General features: G+C 44.8%; 22 protein-coding genes. 12 read left to right on the forward strand and 10 right to left on the reverse strand.

The window, feature by feature from the left end:
- Window positions 1–119: 119 nt before the first annotated feature.
- Window positions 120–542 (reverse strand): EamA family transporter, encoded by a 423-nt coding sequence (locus K0O23_RS16530; RefSeq protein WP_219878555.1) that lies wholly within the window; start codon window positions 540–542, stop codon window positions 120–122.
- 175 nt (window positions 543–717) lie between these two features.
- Between K0O23_RS16530 and K0O23_RS16535 the strand changes: the two genes are divergently transcribed.
- The 9 genes from K0O23_RS16535 (at window position 718) to K0O23_RS16570 (ending at window position 7,604) form a co-directional block, all read left to right on the forward strand.
- Complete coding sequence (locus K0O23_RS16535; RefSeq protein ID WP_219878556.1) at window positions 718–1,461, forward strand: Mut7-C ubiquitin/RNAse domain-containing protein; 744 nt, start codon at window positions 718–720, stop codon at window positions 1,459–1,461.
- Window positions 1,462–1,745: 284 nt separating this feature from the next.
- The gene (locus K0O23_RS20210) at window positions 1,746–1,979 is read left to right on the forward strand and encodes a response regulator (protein ID WP_246597165.1); all 234 of its coding nucleotides are present in this window, start codon (window positions 1,746–1,748) and stop codon (window positions 1,977–1,979) included.
- Window positions 1,980–2,096: 117 nt separating this feature from the next.
- Window positions 2,097–2,411: a response regulator transcription factor gene (locus K0O23_RS20215; RefSeq protein ID WP_246597166.1), complete on the forward strand. Its 315-nt coding sequence runs from the start codon at window positions 2,097–2,099 to the stop codon at window positions 2,409–2,411.
- A 701-nt stretch (window positions 2,412–3,112) separates the two neighbouring features.
- Window positions 3,113–3,421, forward strand: a complete 309-nt coding sequence (locus tag K0O23_RS16545) for a hypothetical protein (protein ID WP_219878557.1) — start codon at window positions 3,113–3,115, stop codon at window positions 3,419–3,421.
- Window positions 3,422–3,626: 205 nt separating this feature from the next.
- Complete coding sequence (locus K0O23_RS16550) at window positions 3,627–4,469, forward strand: TIGR02587 family membrane protein (protein ID WP_219878558.1); 843 nt, start codon at window positions 3,627–3,629, stop codon at window positions 4,467–4,469.
- Window positions 4,470–4,480: 11 nt separating this feature from the next.
- Window positions 4,481–4,927 (forward strand): hypothetical protein, encoded by a 447-nt coding sequence (locus K0O23_RS16555; protein WP_219878559.1) that lies wholly within the window; start codon window positions 4,481–4,483, stop codon window positions 4,925–4,927.
- Between the two features lie 29 nt (window positions 4,928–4,956).
- The gene (locus tag K0O23_RS16560) at window positions 4,957–5,850 is read left to right on the forward strand and encodes a cyanophycinase (RefSeq protein WP_219878560.1); all 894 of its coding nucleotides are present in this window, start codon (window positions 4,957–4,959) and stop codon (window positions 5,848–5,850) included.
- A gap of 18 nt (window positions 5,851–5,868) precedes the next feature.
- Window positions 5,869–6,258, forward strand: coding sequence for a hypothetical protein (locus K0O23_RS16565; RefSeq protein WP_219878561.1), 390 nt, complete (start codon window positions 5,869–5,871; stop codon window positions 6,256–6,258).
- Window positions 6,259–6,260: 2 nt separating this feature from the next.
- Window positions 6,261–7,604, forward strand: coding sequence for a hypothetical protein (locus K0O23_RS16570; RefSeq protein WP_219878562.1), 1,344 nt, complete (start codon window positions 6,261–6,263; stop codon window positions 7,602–7,604).
- A gap of 117 nt (window positions 7,605–7,721) precedes the next feature.
- On the opposite strand, the gene K0O23_RS16575 is transcribed toward K0O23_RS16570, so the two are convergent.
- Both K0O23_RS16575 and K0O23_RS16580 read right to left on the reverse strand, forming a co-directional pair.
- Entirely contained in the window at window positions 7,722–8,744 is a 1,023-nt protein-coding gene (locus K0O23_RS16575) for an LLM class flavin-dependent oxidoreductase (RefSeq protein WP_219878563.1), read from the reverse strand.
- Window positions 8,745–8,899: 155 nt separating this feature from the next.
- Window positions 8,900–9,472 carry a pseudouridine synthase gene (locus tag K0O23_RS16580; protein ID WP_219878564.1) on the reverse strand — a complete coding sequence of 191 codons (573 nt, stop codon included), beginning with the start codon at window positions 9,470–9,472 and terminating at the stop codon, window positions 8,900–8,902.
- Window positions 9,473–9,747: 275 nt separating this feature from the next.
- Between K0O23_RS16580 and K0O23_RS20535 the strand changes: the two genes are divergently transcribed.
- Window positions 9,748–9,876, forward strand: a complete 129-nt coding sequence (locus K0O23_RS20535) for a hypothetical protein (protein WP_394371711.1) — start codon at window positions 9,748–9,750, stop codon at window positions 9,874–9,876.
- Between the two features lie 103 nt (window positions 9,877–9,979).
- Here K0O23_RS20535 and K0O23_RS16585 read toward each other — a convergent pair whose 3' ends face one another.
- Both K0O23_RS16585 and K0O23_RS16590 read right to left on the reverse strand, forming a co-directional pair.
- Window positions 9,980–10,381: a hypothetical protein gene (locus tag K0O23_RS16585; protein ID WP_246597167.1), complete on the reverse strand. Its 402-nt coding sequence runs from the start codon at window positions 10,379–10,381 to the stop codon at window positions 9,980–9,982.
- A 149-nt stretch (window positions 10,382–10,530) separates the two neighbouring features.
- A complete protein-coding gene (locus tag K0O23_RS16590; RefSeq protein ID WP_219878566.1) occupies window positions 10,531–10,974 on the reverse strand; it encodes a PH domain-containing protein in 444 nt (147 codons plus the stop codon).
- Between the two features lie 280 nt (window positions 10,975–11,254).
- On the opposite strand from K0O23_RS16590, the gene K0O23_RS16595 reads away from it, so the two are divergent.
- The gene (locus tag K0O23_RS16595; RefSeq protein ID WP_219878567.1) at window positions 11,255–11,491 is read left to right on the forward strand and encodes a hypothetical protein; all 237 of its coding nucleotides are present in this window, start codon (window positions 11,255–11,257) and stop codon (window positions 11,489–11,491) included.
- A gap of 40 nt (window positions 11,492–11,531) precedes the next feature.
- Here the strand turns inward: K0O23_RS16595 and K0O23_RS16600 are convergent, their stop codons facing one another.
- Genes K0O23_RS16600 through K0O23_RS16610 form a run of 3 tightly spaced genes read right to left on the reverse strand, consistent with a single transcriptional unit; the run spans window position 11,532 to window position 13,586 of the window.
- Complete coding sequence (locus K0O23_RS16600) at window positions 11,532–12,080, reverse strand: GNAT family N-acetyltransferase (protein WP_219878568.1); 549 nt, start codon at window positions 12,078–12,080, stop codon at window positions 11,532–11,534.
- A gap of 28 nt (window positions 12,081–12,108) precedes the next feature.
- A complete protein-coding gene (locus K0O23_RS16605) occupies window positions 12,109–12,519 on the reverse strand; it encodes a hypothetical protein (protein WP_219878569.1) in 411 nt (136 codons plus the stop codon).
- Between the two features lie 5 nt (window positions 12,520–12,524).
- Window positions 12,525–13,586: a phosphatase PAP2 family protein gene (locus K0O23_RS16610; RefSeq protein ID WP_246597168.1), complete on the reverse strand. Its 1,062-nt coding sequence runs from the start codon at window positions 13,584–13,586 to the stop codon at window positions 12,525–12,527.
- Between the two features lie 260 nt (window positions 13,587–13,846).
- Between K0O23_RS16610 and K0O23_RS16615 the strand changes: the two genes are divergently transcribed.
- A complete protein-coding gene (locus tag K0O23_RS16615; RefSeq protein ID WP_219878570.1) occupies window positions 13,847–14,452 on the forward strand; it encodes a hypothetical protein in 606 nt (201 codons plus the stop codon).
- A 10-nt stretch (window positions 14,453–14,462) separates the two neighbouring features.
- On the opposite strand, the gene K0O23_RS16620 is transcribed toward K0O23_RS16615, so the two are convergent.
- Entirely contained in the window at window positions 14,463–15,209 is a 747-nt protein-coding gene (locus tag K0O23_RS16620) for a DUF72 domain-containing protein (protein WP_219878571.1), read from the reverse strand.
- Between the two features lie 32 nt (window positions 15,210–15,241).
- Window positions 15,242–15,874 carry an HAD-IB family phosphatase gene (locus K0O23_RS16625; RefSeq protein ID WP_219878572.1) on the reverse strand — a complete coding sequence of 211 codons (633 nt, stop codon included), beginning with the start codon at window positions 15,872–15,874 and terminating at the stop codon, window positions 15,242–15,244.
- Between the last annotated feature and the right edge of the window lie 398 nt (window positions 15,875–16,272).

Genomic DNA, 16,272 nt, shown 5'->3' on the forward strand with positions numbered 1-16,272 from the left:
GCCTTTAACCTATTGATTTTTACCTGATATGCCGGGTTTGTTTTGCCAGGTATCAGAGGCTTATTAGTGGCTGGTTTGTGGGTTTATCAGTAAAAAAGAGGCGTTTGCCTCTTTCAGTTTTATTTCCAGATAAGTATAAGTGTGCCTGCAAGTATGGTGCCCATGCCCAGTAACAGGCGTGGTGTAAGTGGCTCTTTTAATATAAAATAGGAGAGGAGTACTGTTATCACAATGCCAGCCCTGTCTATGGTAGCAACTACTGAGATATTGGCTGTTTTTATCGCTTTAAAGTATAATATCCAGTAAATGGCTGTGCAAAGTCCGGCAAGTACCAGCCAAAGCATGGTTTTGTTATTTACGGCTGATATTCCCTTCAGGCCTCCGGCATACAAGGCATTGGCCACAACCATAGCCAACAAGACGCTTGTCCGGATTACAAGTGCCACATGTTCGTTGGCACTGCCCATACCCATCTTTGCGAACACCATTGCTACGCCTCCCATTACCATCGCCACAATCGCATAAGTAAGCCACTGTTCCATTTAACTCTATAATTTAATTGTAATTAAGGCACAATACTACAGCAAGTTTTTGTCTATTTGACGGTATAGGGCAAATATTTTTGTAGACGGATGAGAACCGGAAGTATAGGCCATTACAGCACCTCTGAAAGGCAATCACGTTTTATACTTTACATACCAGTTTATCTTAACTCTTATGACACCTGTTGCAAACTTTACTTTTTACGGAGCGCTTCAGGATTTTCTTAAACCTGCCGCCAGAGGCAAACCTGTGGTTTATACTTTCAGTGGAAAGCCGGCTATAAAAGATGCCATAGAGGCCATTGGCATTCCGCATACAGAAGTAGCTGTGATCTTAAAACACAATTCCCGTGCAACATTCTTAACGCCCCTACAGCCGAATGATGAACTATTGGTTTTCCCTTTCGACTCACAGAAAAGCTGGCCACCTGGTTATATGTTGGCTTCGATGCCAGAAAAGCCTTACAGATTTGTGCTCGATGTTCACCTTGGTACGCTTGCCAAAGCACTGCGCATGCTCGGGTTTGATACATTGTATAACCAGAAACTGCTAGATGCTGAGATATCCCGGATTTCACAATCCGAAAACCGGATCGTACTAACCCGGGATATCGGCCTTTTAAAACAGAAAATAATTGAGCACGGATACTGGTTACGATCACAGCATACCACTACACAATTACAAGAGGTAATCAGCAGGTACGGGCTTTTGCAGGAGATAAGGCCTTTGATTCGGTGCCTGGTTTGTAACCAGCTAATAATGCCGGTGGCGAAAGAGGCTATTGCTGCCAGACTACCCCCCAAAACACGCTTATACTTTAACGAGTTCTACCAGTGTGCGCCCTGCAACAAAGTATACTGGAAAGGCTCACACTACGAGCATATGGAATCGGTGATCAGGCAGATAAGAGAAGGGTAGCTTTTACCTGATGTCTTTAGGCCATAATTAAAGAAACAGGAGCATATTATTAAAACCTACTGTTTACAGAACAAATATTACTGAGCTATGTTCTGTATTTTTACTTACGCGCGGGTTTTTTATACTTAAAATAAAACAGCCAGTAACAGCATGTTAGTCAAATCATTTAGAAATAGTGTAGTTTTGACTTTATCTGCTAAATATACAAGCTAAGCGAAAAGTAAATCCAGATAGAATAGTAAGAATCATAAATTGCCCAGAAGCAAAAGATCCGGTAAACCATAATGTTTTTAGAAAACAAGATTAGATTAATCTTAACCGACGACCACAAGATTGTTAGAGAAGGGGTCAGCTATTTGTTAACATCTAATAAAAGAATAGAAATAGTAGGTCATGCATCTGACGGTCAGGAAACGCTGGATTTATTAGCAATAACACAGGCTGATGTAGTACTTATGGATATTAGTATGCCTGGCATGGACGGCTTTGAAGCGACACGCAGGATCTGTGAGCTGTAACCGGACACGAAGGTGATCGCACTGTCTATTTTAAGCGATGAGTCACATATAAGCCGAATGATGGCATGCGGTGCCCACGGGTACGTCTTAAAAAGCGCCGGTAAAGAAGAACTCTTCATGGCGATACAATTAGTGCTTGCCGGCACTCCTTACATCAGTTCTCAAGCTGCTTTAAAAATGCTAAACAAGGTAATGGACAGTAGTCATAGCAATGAAATAGATTCTATTACCGTTCAACAGTTACTTTCTAAACGTGAACTCGAAGTGCTTGCCCTAATTGCAGATGGTTTTACAAATGCAGAGATCGGAGACATGCTTTTCACGAGCAAGCGCACCATTGAAACACATCGCCAGAATATACTTGAAAAAACTAATTCCAAGAACACGGCAAGTCTGATTAAGTATGCATTCAGGCATCAGCTTATAAAGTAACAGCGAATAAATTGCCTTGTAAACACCCCTGGATTATCCTGTATAATCCAGGGGTGTTTTCTTTGTTACAGAAATGCCAGGAGAGTAGCCGCTATAGTTTACTTTCAGGCCTGAGAGCTGGTCTTAGCCGTTTGTAAATAAAACAATTGATGGCTGAGACGATAAGTTCTGACTACTACGTATATTTCCTGATTTGCAGTGTATTAACCCTTAATTATAGCTTAACCCATAGCCTGCTTTTTATCAGCTGCGTTAAACCAAACTATACGTACAGTTCCAACACCGCTGTGTGTATTTACGATAGCTGTAAATGTTTTTCAGTTATCAAAAAGGCAAAAGGGGGCCAGTCCTTTATGGGTGCTAAGGATGGTCCTCTTTTAGTCTTTCCATTCTACTACACCTCCCTTGTATATAAATATCAGGACGCAGTTGGCGCCTTTATATAGCAAGTACAATACCTGCAAGGTAACTTCATTTAACAGCCTGTTAGTGTGGTTTTAAGTACAAATCACGGATATCCGTCAAAAATGGTGTTTATTGGTTTAAGCGCTTAAAAATTGCACTGAATTTGGCTTTGATATACCTTAAAACGTATTGAGGATTACAACTGTAACTGATTGTTTAACCTGAATTAACAATGGTTGTACGCTAACCTGAAGCCAATTACATTAAATTTTAATTATTACTCTAAAGTTGAGATCATGCTTATTACAAAGGAGAAATTTTTAACTGAAACTTACCTGGAAGTGGCTGAGCGTTTAGATGATACCCTGGTGCAGAAGCGCGGAAATACGCAAAGGCAAAGCATCCATAAAAAGCGTAGAAACTCATTGAAAGAGGGTGGCAAGGCTGCTTTTAACAGCTCAGAGAAAAAGGTAACAGCCAATGCTCCCCTGCATGTACCGGATCTGAATGAGGTATCTTACAGTGATTTTATACTTTACAACTATGGACAAGTTTATCAGAGGCAGTACAGCCAGGTTAAATCAGATAAACCGAAGCAAGTATAAATTAGCGTGAAGATTGATTATAAACTGGGTTCAAATGAGATGTGTCTATACTTCAGGTTTGGGCAGAAATTTATTGTCTCCTGACAAATAGAAAAATGCTGTTTCAAACGCTGCTTCCCCTATCAGTTAATGTAAAATAACACCATATTCTTATCTCAACGTATGTGGGGTATATCAGGCAAAAGTGCAGTGATAAGCCATTTACATGACAGAAAATCATAACAGCAGAGCCCTTAACAAATCGCTGAAAGAATATGCCCGTGGCATAGCCGGAGGATTACTGTTCAGCTTTCCGCTGCTTTATACGATGGAAGTATGGTGGACTGGCTTCATTGCCGATCCGCTGGACCTGATGATCCTGGTGGTGGTAACGTACCTGCTCCTGCTTGGCTACAATCGCTTTGCCGGCATGCATCCCGATGCTTCATGGAAACATGTTTTTATAGACTCAGTAGAGGAAATGGGAATAGGCCTGCTGATTTCTTTTGGGGTGCTACTGATGCTGAACAGGATTAGGCTCTCCGGCATGGGGATAGACGAGGTGATGGGGAAAGTGATCATCGAGGCAATGGCTGTATCCATTGGAGTTTCTATAGGTACGGCACAGTTGGGGGCAAATGAGGAGGAGGAGAAGAGGCAGAAAAGCAGGGAGCGGAAAACCAAAGTTGGTTTTTTTGTACTGGGCATCTGTGGCGCCATCATTGTCGGAGGCAATGTGGCGCCTACCGAAGAAATAGTTATGATAGCTATGGAGGCTGCACCGGGGCACATTCTTGCCATGGCGCTTGTGTCGCTGCTAATAAGTATAATTGTTGTGTTCTTCAGCGATTTTAAAGGAACGGCAAGGAGGAGTAGGAACGGCCTGCTCTTCGACATGACCTTCGATACATGTGTAAGCTACATTACCGCGCTTGGTGTGTCTGCCTTTGTGCTGTGGTTCTTCGGCAGGTTTGACGGTGTAAGTTTCTGGGTTGCTTTTCAGCAGGTTGTCGTGTTGGGGGTGCTTTCCTCGTTAGGGGCCTCGGCTGGGCGCCTCTTAATCAAATAAATGTCTTTGTAATGGAAGAGAGTAAAGAACAGGGAAACAAATACGAGGACGAGCAGCAGCGTGAAGGCAATCAGCACGAAGAAAAAAAGAATTGGCTGGAATGGACCGTTTTTGGCATAAGCCTGCTGCTGGTGCTGGCTATACTGGGCTACTTGGGCTATCAGACCTACACCAGGAAACCGTCGACGCCTGATCTGATTGTACAGAGCTGGCCTGACCCAACAAACAACAGCCCAAACCGCTATCATATCCAACTTAAGAACAAAGGTGGAACCACGGCTGAGACAGTAATAATCGAGCTGGCGCTGATGAAGGGCGGCAAAGAGGTGGAGAAGGCGCAGCTACAGATCGATTTTGCCCCTCAGGAATCCAAGCGGGAGGGCTGGGTAGGGTTCAGGAGCAATCCTGGCGAGGCTGACACGCTGATATCAAGAGTAGTAAGTTACAAAAAACCATAGTAAAATTTTGGATATACTTCTATAAAACCATGTCTAAACGTAAAGTATCCGAGCACCAGAAAATGAACAATAAGGCACCTATACCTAAGGGGTGCCTGCTGGCCATTGGAGGCAAAGAAAGTAAAGGAGATAAAGAGATGACCGAGGATCAGAAGCGGAATGTTGATTTCGAAAGCGAGAAGGTACTCAAATTCTACAAAGAGCACCTGAAAGGGGAGAACCCGGTAATCGCCTTCCTGCCAACTGCATCTTCGGAGCCAGATGCAGTAGTAAAGGAATATTTGAAGGTGTTTGACGAGCTTGGCTTAACTAAAGTACATGTTCTGGATATCCGTAACCGGGACGATGCCCAAAATGATGAATACATTAAGATCATAGAGCAGGCGAATGGTTTTTATTTCTCAGGTGGAGACCAGTTGCGCCTTACCTCTATACTGGGTGGCACCAAGCTTTTGCAGCTAATGAAAGAGCGCTATACCTACGACGAGGTATTGGTAGCCGGTACAAGTGCCGGTGCAACAGCTATGTCTACCCCGATGATATATGAAGTAATGTCAAAAGGCGGCTTTATTAAAGGGGATGTGCGTATAACCACTGGCCTGGAGTTCATTAAAAATGTTGCTGTAGACACCCATTTTATACAGCGCGGACGGTTGGTTAGGATGGCGCAGTGCATCGTTACCAATCCTGGTTGTATTGGCCTCGGAATAGAAGAAGATACTGCCGCTTATATTACAGAAGGCAGAGAACTGACTGTTGTAGGCAGCGGCCTGGTAACTATTGTGGACGGCATGAATCTTACCGACACAAATATTTACGAAATAGATGCCGGCGAGCCCTTTTCGGCCAGGGGGCTAAATGTACACTTGCTAAGCGACGGGGAAAAATATGTTTTTCCTGTTTACGACCAGCTTCATGCTTAAAACAAGAACAAGTCTGTTATGCTTTATAAGCCAGAAGCCCATATGCTTGCCAAAGTGCAAGGTAGCTACTGGTTAGTTACCGGTACCTGGCCTTTTGTGCATTTGTACAGTTTTCTATGGATTACAGGTCCAAAACAGGACATCTGGCTACTTTATACTGTCAGCGTTCTGGTTTGTATAATTGGAGGGGTGTTGCTGATGGCTGGTGTACGGAAAAATGTTACCCCAGAGATTAAGTGGTTAGGTATTAGTAGTGCCTTTGGGTTGGCAGGAATAGACCTGTATTATGCCCTGAATGATGTGATCCGGGATGTATACCTGCTGGATGCAGCTGCCGAAATTTTTCTGGTTATGCTTTGGCTGTGGAACGGCGATAAATGTATAACTAAAAGTACACCGACCCAATAGCTATGGAACAAACTGATACCAAACTTAAACTAAGACATTATCCTCTCATAAAGGAACTTAGCCAGGAATCAAGGCAGGACATTTCGGAGCAGGCGATGCGCCGCCGCTGTATTGCGTTAAGCCTGCTGCAGGAATACCAGTGTCTGCCAAAGCGTCCAAGCCTGGTACCGAGTGCCGATGGCGCACTGGAGGGGCTGTTGCTTACTATTCCTGCTTATGCCGTTCTCGGCCCTAATAATCCGCTCTGGAATATTTACCAGGACCTTATCCTGAAACTTCCTGCTTACACCAAACTGCATATACTGGCACACGAGTCGGTTTGCAATCTGCTGGAGGAGTGGCTACAAAATCATAAAATGGAAAATCAGGCACTAGTACATACTGTACCGGATTCTATAAAGATGACAGTATGGGCTGAAGATGATTTTGAACTGGTGCAGGACAAGGCAGACAGCGTATTGTATATGGTGCAGCCTCACTCTAACAGAAGAACCGGCGACGAGAATGCAGCTTTTCATACAAGCAAGGTGTTTGAGTGGCCACGGGTGAAAGTGCCAGTATACTTTGAGGGAGGTAACATTCTAGTTGGCGATAATTTTTTCCTGATAGGGGCCGATTATGCTGTGGATACTTACCTGGATATGAACGGATCGATGGAGCCAGATGATATGAATCACCTGAGCAGAGCAATGTCGGAGCTGTATGGGAAATACCTGGATAGTGAGCGAAAGTTGTTCCTGGTAGGCAGTACTGTACAGATACCGTCTGTTAAAAAAGAGAAACTGGTAATAGAAGGAGAGGAGTGGACTGAAGAGTACTTCTCGCATAACTCGGAGGGTACGGTACAGCCCATTTTTCATATTGATATGTTTATTACCCTGGCTGGCCGTAACCAGGAGGGCAAATACCAGCTGCTTGTAGGAGACCCGCGCATGGCCGCCGAAATGCTGAAGAATGATTTCATGACAAGGTTGAACCCGGACGCCTTCGATGATATAGCTAACCTTTTATCAAAGCTTGGGTTTGACGTTATTCGTAATCCCCTACCGCTCGTGCACATTGATGATCCGGAGGTGAAGCTGCGTAAATGGTATTATGCTACTTACAACAATGCGCTGGTCGAGATAAAATCACCTGAGGCTAAAACTGTTTGGTTACCCACCTACGGCTACGGATGCTGGGAAGAGCTTAAGCGTACAGATGAAGAGAACAAACGCATCTGGGAAAAGCTGGGCTTCAATGTAATTTACCTCGCAGATTTTCATCCATTTGTTGAGTTTTCAGGTTCTGTGCATTGCATTAAAAAATACGTTAGGCGCCAAGGCGTTAGTTATAAAAGGGAATAGTTGCTGCTATTACATTGGTAAGGGCCGATTATACTTGAAATCTAAATTAATGTCTTTTCATCCGGCTTTGTAGAGGCGCAATACTTTGCGCCTTTTTTTATTGCTTCACAAATTATTTTATACTTTCATCACCATCTCAGCCAGCAGTTGGTACGATCTTAGCCTTACCTGGTGGTCATAAATATGTGATGCTACCATGATCTCATCTACCTGGGTGTCGTCTATAAAAGCCTGTAACTCTTCCTGAACCGTTTTGGGGCTGCCCACAAACGAATAACGTAGCATCTGCTGCACCGCATATTGCTCCGAGGCATCCCATAACCCTTCCATACTTTCTACCGGTGGTTTTTGAGGGTTAGCAGTGCCACGAATCACGTTCAGGAAAGCCTGGTAAAGCGTAGTAACCATACGGCTGGCTTCAGCATCGGTGTCGGCGGTTACCACATTTATACAGGCCATGGCGTAGGGCTCTTTTAATGTATCAGAAGGGGTAAAGCTGTCGCGGTATACTTTTAGCGCTGCATGCAAGGCTGCCGGTGCAAAGTGGCTGGCAAAGGCATAAGGCAGTCCCATAAGTCCTGCCAGGTGCGCGCCAAAGGTGCTGGAGCCCAGTATCCAGATAGGTACGTTGGTGCCCTCTCCGGGTACCGCACGCACCCGCGCATTTGGCTGTACCGGACCTAGGTAGGTTCTCAGGTCCTGCACATGTTTCGGGAAGTCCTCTACCGATTCCATTAAATCTCTTCTGAGGGCTCTGGCTGTAAGCTGGTCTGTGCCCGGTGCGCGCCCTAAGCCTAAATCTATCCTGCCCGGGTAGAGCGTTTCGAGAGTGCCAAATTGCTCTGCAACAATTAAAGGGGCATGGTTTGGCAGCATAATCCCACCCGATCCGACTCTTATCGTTGATGTGCCCCCGGCAATGTATCCAATCAGTACAGAGGTGGCTGAGCTGGCAATGCCCTGCATGTTGTGGTGCTCTGCCAGCCAGTAGCGGTTGTAGCCCAGTTTCTCAACATACTGCGCCAGGTCAAGGCTGTTTGCAAAGGAGTTGGCTATTGTCTTGCCCTCGAGTATAGGTACCAGGTCAAGTACAGACAGTTTAATGTCAGATAGCTTTTTATTCTCTGTTGTATTGCTCATGTTGTTTTAGAATCAAAATAAAGTACGAAACCTGTAATCAAGGAGTACATGAGTTTATACTTAACATTTAACTTGATGTTATACTTAAGACTTTTTGGGGATGGAGCAATTATACTTTAGTGGAATATATTTAACCAGCACAGATTCTGAAAAACCTAACACTGGTAAAGCTTAAAATCCTCTACTTCCCGTACATGGCCAATCGGTAAATCGTTCAGGTGCGTATCACCGATCCGTACCCGTACCAGGCGCAGGGTAGGGAAGCCAACAGCCGCCGTCATTTTGCGCACCTGCCTGAACTTACCTTCGGTTACTGTGATAGATACCCAACTGGTAGGGCCATGCCTGTCGTCGCGTATTTTGCGGCTGCGTTCTGCAAAGCCCGGTGCAGGCACTAAGCGACGTGCATTACAGGGCAGGGTTTTATACTTTGCATCACCAGACCCAATTTCCACGCCCTGCTGCAGCAGCGCAATGGCTTCGTCGCTGATCAGGCCATCTACTTGTGCATAATATTCCTTCTCCACATCCTTTCTGCGTACCAGTTCGCTCATTTTGCCATCTGTGGTGAGCAGCAGCAGCCCTTCGCTGTCTTCATCCAGGCGTCCAATAGACATCGTGTTTTCCGGAAAGTCATACAGTTCGCCGAGCAGCTTCTTTTTTTTATGGTTGCTTACAAACTGGCTGATATAGCCGTAGGGTTTATGAAGTATGTAATGCCTGTGCATTCTGAGTTATTTTAAATTGGGAGCAGGCCAGCCGGCATAGTTACAGATTTTTATGGCGAACCTTAAAGTTTACTGTACTGTAGGTACAAATGTCCGGCTTTGTGAGGCAAACGCCAAACGAATGCTGCTTCTTTACTGGCAAATTTACTTTTACAGAGAGATGTAACTGTCAGTTGATGTCCCGCACATTAGCTTGTAGCTCAAACACAAATCATAAACTTGCAGCTGTATTTATACTTACGCACCTTAACTAGGGAGCAAGCCACTTTCTGTTTATATCAATGGCCGGATGTAACCTTACTTTATTATATCTCTGGAAACGCAACCTCTGGATCAAAGTCATCGCCCACTTCCTGGTCGATTTTATCTCCTTTATGCTGACACCCTATCTGCTGGCAAAGTAAGATATAGCCTTACTGCCTTATGCCGGACGAACCATGGCCTTAAACCAAAAAGGGGAAAGCATACTCAAATGCTTTCCCCTTTTGCTAAATTATTTATACAGCCTTAGTTACCTGGCCATGCGTGCCACGGAAGGCGGCTAAGTATAAGTATAAGTGCTATACCATAGAAAATAGCGATACTCTTAAAGCCATTGCCGGTTCCTACCATACGCTTAGCCCTGGAGTAGCCAATGGTAATCAGTACAACAGCAATGATCATCATAAGCGGATGCTCCAGCACATAAAGCCTTGAAATGGAGTTCTTCATAAAACCTTCTGTTGCGCTGGCAATGCCAAGCGGCGAAACAAAGTATAAAATGATGCCTAGTACCCACTGTAAGTGTGCCGGAATCAAACCTAGTAAACCTAGTTTTCTGTCTTTGTCGGTAAAGGGTTTATTGCCGAACCAGCCTGCCAGCGCCACAATTACGCTGATAAGAACTCCTGCCAGTACCAAGTAGGACATGTAAGAGTGTAAATGCTGTAAACCTGTATCCATGTTTTCGTTTAATTAGTGTCGGGTGTAAAGGTATAAATATTCGGTAAAATCTACTCATTGCACCCCTTTACTTGGGCACTCCCAATAATTTCTCTTATAATGCAGGTGGTGCTTTATTAATTTTCTTCAAAAAGCCATTCCAAAGCAGCCTCTTCGCTCAGGAATACTTCAAACTGTGTGGTTACCTGTATGTTCTTTAACTGCTCTATGCTGGTGTAAATGCGTGAGACATCCATTAAAGCGATTGACTCTTTAGTACTTAACCGGGCAAACTTTTTTACTGATGTAGAGCCAAGATACGGTGCCATATACTGGATGAGCCAGTTTTGATCAGAAAATTCGAGGTAATGTATGGCACGGGCATCGCTTAGCCAGTATGATGTTTTATACTCAATGGTGAGGTTTACCAGCTCCATAAACAAAGACCGGAATACGTCGCTGGAAGGATGTTTTGCCCATTTTACGTATATAAAATGCTGTTGCTCACTTATATCCGCCCGAACATACTCATTCTGATAGACTGTTTGCAAAGGAAAATTCAGGTAAGGAGTAGTATTCATTGGATATGCGGTTACGCACAAAATTATAACCGTAAAAGATCAAATTCAACTTTACCTGAAAGTATAGATCATAAATCCTACTTACAGTCTTGTGCTAAATTATCTTTTTCGAGGGTGTTAACTCCACAGTAAGTCAATACCCAGTAGTTTGTTGGCTGTTACAGTTATTTATTTGTTTAGTCTTATTCTAAATTTCTCCAAAGCGTACTATCACCGCAACCTGGCAACTGTGTTTGCGAGTATAGGTAAGTAAAGATTGTTGAACCTAAACATTTATACTATGGAAGCTACATGTAATCACTGCACCCATTGGGAGCAGGATCAAAATAAAGTACAGCTGCAAAGCAAAGATTTTGGCGTTTGTGATGAATTAACTGGCCAACATGCAATGGAACCATCTTATGTGTTACCGCTGGTGCACGAAGGAGTAGAGGATAAAAAGCCACGCCAGTTCGAAATGATAACAGGAGCTCAGTTTGGCTGCAATCATTTCAGCGAGCGTAAAAGATGGGTATAAGCAAATGAGATTCTTAAAATTATAAACAAAAGCTGCATTTCTAATCCAATGCAGCTTTTGTAGCTTTTAGCTCATTGCTATAGCCATTTTCTTGCAACCCTGTTACCTTACTGCGCCTTTCAAGCAGCACTGTATCGCGCCAGACACCATGCAGTTCGGCTATTTTCTCGCGGTACCCAATCTCCCGGAAGCCATACTTTTTCTGCAGTTTTACACTTGCTACGTTCTCCGGGAAAGTGGAGGAGTGTAGGGTCCAGATGCCATTGACTTCACTCTCAGGTATAAGCCGCTGCATTAGTTCATCTCCAACACCTTTGCCCCGGTAAGCCGCTGCAATGTAAATACTGAACTCAGCCACACCCCGGTAGCACTGCCTTACCGACACCGGCGAAAGGGCCACCCAGCCAGCCACTACCGTTCCATCCACTGCAACTAAACGGCTGTGTTGGTGGTGACCACGATCCCATTGCTCCCAGGTAGGGACATCAGTGTTAAAGGTTGCCTGCCCTGTTTCCAGTCCTTCTTTATAAATCTGCAGTACAGCCCCGGCATGTTCAGGCAGCAATGGAGCTATTGTAATCTCGTTCATCAAGTATAAATGTTTTAGAAAGTATAAGTTACTTAGCTTCTTTTCGCAAGGCAATAACGGTGCAGCAGGTTTTGTGTATAGCGTCCAGTTTATCGGAGTAAATAGATGGCCTGCGCAGGTAAGTGGAGATGAAAACCAGCGTAAGTACGGTTACCGGCTGATACAGGTACTGCGGCGCATGCAGGTCTGTGGCAATGGCGCCGCCAAAGTAGCTGCACAGCAGCACAAAGCCAAGGCCAATGGTACGAGGGTGCAGGTACAGCACAAATGCTACAAGTTCTACCAAACCAAAAAGGCGGCCGTATCCCGCAATTTCCAATACCTCAAACTTTGCTTCTATGTAAGGTATAAACAACAGCTTTGTTATCGTGCTTAATGCGAGCAGGAGGTAGGTTACAGCCACAATGGCTGTAACCCAGGATCTGTTTACCGTTAACATCGCTATTAGTTCACTGATGATAATTTGTTAGCTGCCATTGCCTTATGGATTTCAGCTTTCATGGCTTCCAGGTCAGCCTTGAACTTTTTGTTTTTCAGCAGCTGCGTTACAAACTGTTCAGCAAACTCACGGCCAGCCTCGGAGTCGCTTGGGTAATGCACACCGCGTATCTCTCTAGAAAAAGCCATGTCGTAGGCGTTGGCCAGGAAGGCATCTTTATAGGCTGGCAGCAGGTGGCTCAGCAGGTAAGCATGCACATGCGAAGCAGAAGAGTGGCCGCTAGGGTAAGAGGCGTGCCCTGGTGCTTCCAGGTTTTGCAGCGCTGGCTCCAGGTGATAAGGGCGGGCACGGTTAAACTGCGCCTTTAACGAGAAAAAGTAAAAGGTGGCATCCTGTATCACATTCTGTAGTACACGGCTTGTAACGGGCAACTGTTGCGGGGTAAACCACGGACCCAGGTTTCGCCCCACATAAAACAGGCTGTTTACGTTGCGGCTGTAATCTGCCTCGTTGGGATTTACGGTATAAGGGTCGTAGTATACGATGGCCATGGTATCAGTAAGGGCTGCATCAGCTGCTGTGCGTTTCTGCTGCAGTTCGAGCAGAAAATCTAGTTCCTGGCGGGTTTGCTCGGAGCTGTTGGCCGGATAGGGTTTTATTTTAAAGGTATTTACAGGCATGTCTAGGTATACCGTTCGCATTTTCAGATAGGCACCTCTTCTGAATTCCTTTTCCGGAAACACTATACTTTCCAGTTCACCGCCTTTCGCAATTGGGTTGCCGATGCTGATGATTTTGTAATGATCTGTTGCTGGTGAAATGGATTTATACTTTATACTTTTCTGCTGGCTTGTTTGTGCCTGTGCCGTAAGACCAGCCAGCATGAAAATACCAATCAACAAAGTATAAACAACTGACATTTTAGATTTTGGCTGCTCGTTTTTGTTTTTGCAGCTGGTGCAGGTCTTGTTCTGCTTTGCTGTTTCAGCTAGTTTATGCTGTGCTTCTTTGTATGCAAGTTCCTGCTTTACCTGAGTTGGCGTTGCGTAAATGTACATCGGTTCCATAGTATTTCTTTTTTTAGTGTTTTGAATCTCTTTTCGGAATGATGACGGAGTGTAGACGCAAAAGACGCAGGCTCTTCTTAAAATATTTTAAAAGTATAGTGTGGGTTTGTAACCGCGAAGGCCGCAAAGATTTACGCAAAGAGCTTGATGATATATGTTTACAGTAGAGTTATCTGTAAGGGAAAGTTTAAGGAAGAATTCAAATCCTAAGTAGTGCCGTATAAGGAATTGATATTTTCCGGAATCTTAAACCTGTTACCATGAAAAAGTTATTAGCTCTTACACTACTGCTGATGGCAGGCCTGAACACGCAAGCACAAACAAGTATACCATCAGCAGAAAGTCAAATAAGAAGTGCAGTGCTGGCTGCACCAGCCGATAAACAGGCGGGTGCCACTATACTTGGCTATAACCAGAAAGCTGAGTTGGTAACTTTACGCAAAGGCACGAACGAATTGGTATGCCTGGCCGACGACCCAAATCAGAAAGGTTTTTCTGTAGCCTGTTATCACCGCGACCTGGAGCCATTTATGGCGCGGGGGCGGGAGCTTCGCAAAGCCGGGAAGGTTTCTAAGGAAATTTTTGATGCCCGGGAGCAGGAAGCCAAAAGCGGAAAGCTGAAAATGCCAAAGCAACCTACATCACTTTTTGTGTATACTGCCCCCGACGAAAATTATAACCGCAGCACCGGCGAGGTGAAAGATGGTTACCTGCGCTATGTCGTGTACATTCCGTATGCAACCTCAGAAAGCACCGGCCTGCCGCTGAAACCAGATGGCCCGGCCATGCCCTGGATCATGGACCCTGGCACACATGCCGCACATATCATGATCACACCAGCACCTCCGGCTAAGAAAGTAAAATAAAAATTATACTTTACACATCCAGTATCATCTGGCGTAACCTGCGGGCATCGGTTACGGCATTGCCAAGCACGGTATTGTTAAAGAATACCCACACTTCTTTGCCGTCCTCGAGCCAATCCTTTACCATAAAGGCATAGCGTTCCAGTTTTTCATCGGAGTAGGACGAAGTATACATTTTCTCATCGCCGTGCAGGCGCAGGTAAATCGTATTGGTAGTACTAACCTCGGTGCCCGGAAAACGCTTGCCGGCGCTTGCCATTACAGCGGTAATATCGTACTCCCGCATCAGGTTAAGCGACTCGTCTGTAAACCACGACACATGCCGCGCTTCCAGCGCAAAAGCCAGGTTGGGGTGCTTCTCCCGGATGGTTCTGTAAAATTCTTCTGCCGTTAGCCTGTCGTAGCGGAAACTGCCTGCAATCTGTACCAGCACAGGTCCCAGCCGCTCACCCATCAACCTCCATCGTGACATGAACTTCTCAAGTGGCTCCTCCACTTCTTCAAACTTTCGCTTATGCGTAATATCCTGGTGCAGCTTGGGAGCAAACTTAAAGTATGGCGGTGTGGTGGCCATCCATTTCTCAATAGTTTTAGCCATCGTGAAATGGTAGAAGCTGCTATTAATTTCAGTGGCATTAAAATGGGTAGCGTAGTAGGAGAGGCGGTCAGCAGACTTTAGCTCCGGGGGGTAAAGGACTTCCTGCCATCTGTAACTCCAGCCAGAGGTGCCCATGTATAAATTCGGGATGATATCCATGAAAAGTATAGAGTGGTTTATAGCTTTTATACTTAGGATTTACCGTTTTTCTGATAAGGCTTAATTTCTCCGTCTTTAACCAGGTAAGCTTTCTGTGCTGCGTCCAGTATATCTTCTTTACTGTCGGAGTAAGCCTCTACAATGGTATAAGTGTTGTCTTTATAAAACTCATTCAGGCGGGAGATCTTTTCCTCGTCTTTGCAGGCTTTACCGATCACTTTGTAGGTGTTATCTTCATACTTTACTCTTGTACCGGCAAGTCCATTTATCTTAAAAAGCTCAAATAAAGGCTTCACATAAAGCTCCAGCCCACCAGCGGCACAGAATAGTTTAATACCATCTTTGCGGGCTTCCTCAAATCGTTTGTGTAAGGCTTTGTTAAAGTTGTCGGGGTACTCCTGCTGCCAGAATTCTTTTGCATAGGCTTCCACTTCCTGGGGTGGCAGGTGATCGAGGTAGTTAAAGAAGTTTTCCTTAAATTCTGTCTGCCTCATCTGGTTAAGGTTGTGCATCAGCTTATAGTATAGCATCTGGAAGTAATACACGGCACGCTTTGGTCTTTTGGAGGCTACAAACTTAAAAAACTCATCCTTGGAGCTCTTGTTATAGAACGTCTGATTCAAATCAAAAACAAGTACCTGTATCTTTTTTTTGTCTTCTGACATAATGTTACAAAGTATAAACCTGACAGGTGCAGCACCTGCGCTTCATAACATACGAAGGAAACGAATACTTGTGGGCTTAAATATAATAGTGATATCAAACACCTTTGCAATTTACCTCACCCCAGCCCTCTCCAAAAAACAGGAGAGGGAGCTTTAGCAACCAACATGGCGCGAGCGTCCTCGCTCATGAGAGGGCTAGGGCTGTGTTCTTGCTTCGGAGTCTATGCTTAACCTCCCTTCCACCAAGATCCTTCCAGGATGACAAATGGTAGAAGCTGGACTTGCAACAAAAACCCGGACACAAGATTAAGCTGCTAAAGGTTTCCTGTTTAATTTTTCTTCCATTTGTTTTGGTGTGCGGTATCCCAGGCTTGAATGGAGCCTTTCCCTGTTGTAGA

The organism is Pontibacter aydingkolensis (genome assembly GCF_019443125.1).
GTDB classification, from domain to species: Bacteria; Bacteroidota; Bacteroidia; order Cytophagales; family Hymenobacteraceae; genus Pontibacter; species Pontibacter aydingkolensis.

Bases quoted from the DNA above. Each gene is read 5' to 3' on its own strand.
- K0O23_RS16530 (WP_219878555.1), bottom strand. From the start codon at position 542: ATGGAACAGTGGCTTACTTATGCGATTGTGGCGATGGTAATGGGAGGC.
- K0O23_RS16535 (WP_219878556.1), top strand. From the start codon at position 718: ATGACACCTGTTGCAAACTTTACTTTTTACGGAGCGCTTCAGGATTTT.
- K0O23_RS20210 (WP_246597165.1), top strand. From the start codon at position 1,746: ATGTTTTTAGAAAACAAGATTAGATTAATCTTAACCGACGACCACAAG.
- K0O23_RS20215 (WP_246597166.1), top strand. From the start codon at position 2,097: ATGGCGATACAATTAGTGCTTGCCGGCACTCCTTACATCAGTTCTCAA.
- K0O23_RS16545 (WP_219878557.1), top strand. From the start codon at position 3,113: ATGCTTATTACAAAGGAGAAATTTTTAACTGAAACTTACCTGGAAGTG.
- K0O23_RS16550 (WP_219878558.1), top strand. From the start codon at position 3,627: ATGACAGAAAATCATAACAGCAGAGCCCTTAACAAATCGCTGAAAGAA.
- K0O23_RS16555 (WP_219878559.1), top strand. From the start codon at position 4,481: ATGGAAGAGAGTAAAGAACAGGGAAACAAATACGAGGACGAGCAGCAG.
- K0O23_RS16560 (WP_219878560.1), top strand. From the start codon at position 4,957: ATGTCTAAACGTAAAGTATCCGAGCACCAGAAAATGAACAATAAGGCA.
- K0O23_RS16565 (WP_219878561.1), top strand. From the start codon at position 5,869: ATGCTTTATAAGCCAGAAGCCCATATGCTTGCCAAAGTGCAAGGTAGC.
- K0O23_RS16570 (WP_219878562.1), top strand. From the start codon at position 6,261: ATGGAACAAACTGATACCAAACTTAAACTAAGACATTATCCTCTCATA.
- K0O23_RS16575 (WP_219878563.1), bottom strand. From the start codon at position 8,744: ATGAGCAATACAACAGAGAATAAAAAGCTATCTGACATTAAACTGTCT.
- K0O23_RS16580 (WP_219878564.1), bottom strand. From the start codon at position 9,472: ATGCACAGGCATTACATACTTCATAAACCCTACGGCTATATCAGCCAG.
- K0O23_RS16585 (WP_246597167.1), bottom strand. From the start codon at position 10,381: ATGTCCTACTTGGTACTGGCAGGAGTTCTTATCAGCGTAATTGTGGCG.
- K0O23_RS16590 (WP_219878566.1), bottom strand. From the start codon at position 10,974: ATGAATACTACTCCTTACCTGAATTTTCCTTTGCAAACAGTCTATCAG.
- K0O23_RS16595 (WP_219878567.1), top strand. From the start codon at position 11,255: ATGGAAGCTACATGTAATCACTGCACCCATTGGGAGCAGGATCAAAAT.
- K0O23_RS16600 (WP_219878568.1), bottom strand. From the start codon at position 12,080: ATGAACGAGATTACAATAGCTCCATTGCTGCCTGAACATGCCGGGGCT.
- K0O23_RS16605 (WP_219878569.1), bottom strand. From the start codon at position 12,519: ATGTTAACGGTAAACAGATCCTGGGTTACAGCCATTGTGGCTGTAACC.
- K0O23_RS16610 (WP_246597168.1), bottom strand. From the start codon at position 13,586: ATGGAACCGATGTACATTTACGCAACGCCAACTCAGGTAAAGCAGGAA.
- K0O23_RS16615 (WP_219878570.1), top strand. From the start codon at position 13,847: ATGAAAAAGTTATTAGCTCTTACACTACTGCTGATGGCAGGCCTGAAC.
- K0O23_RS16620 (WP_219878571.1), bottom strand. From the start codon at position 15,209: ATGGATATCATCCCGAATTTATACATGGGCACCTCTGGCTGGAGTTAC.
- K0O23_RS16625 (WP_219878572.1), bottom strand. From the start codon at position 15,874: ATGTCAGAAGACAAAAAAAAGATACAGGTACTTGTTTTTGATTTGAAT.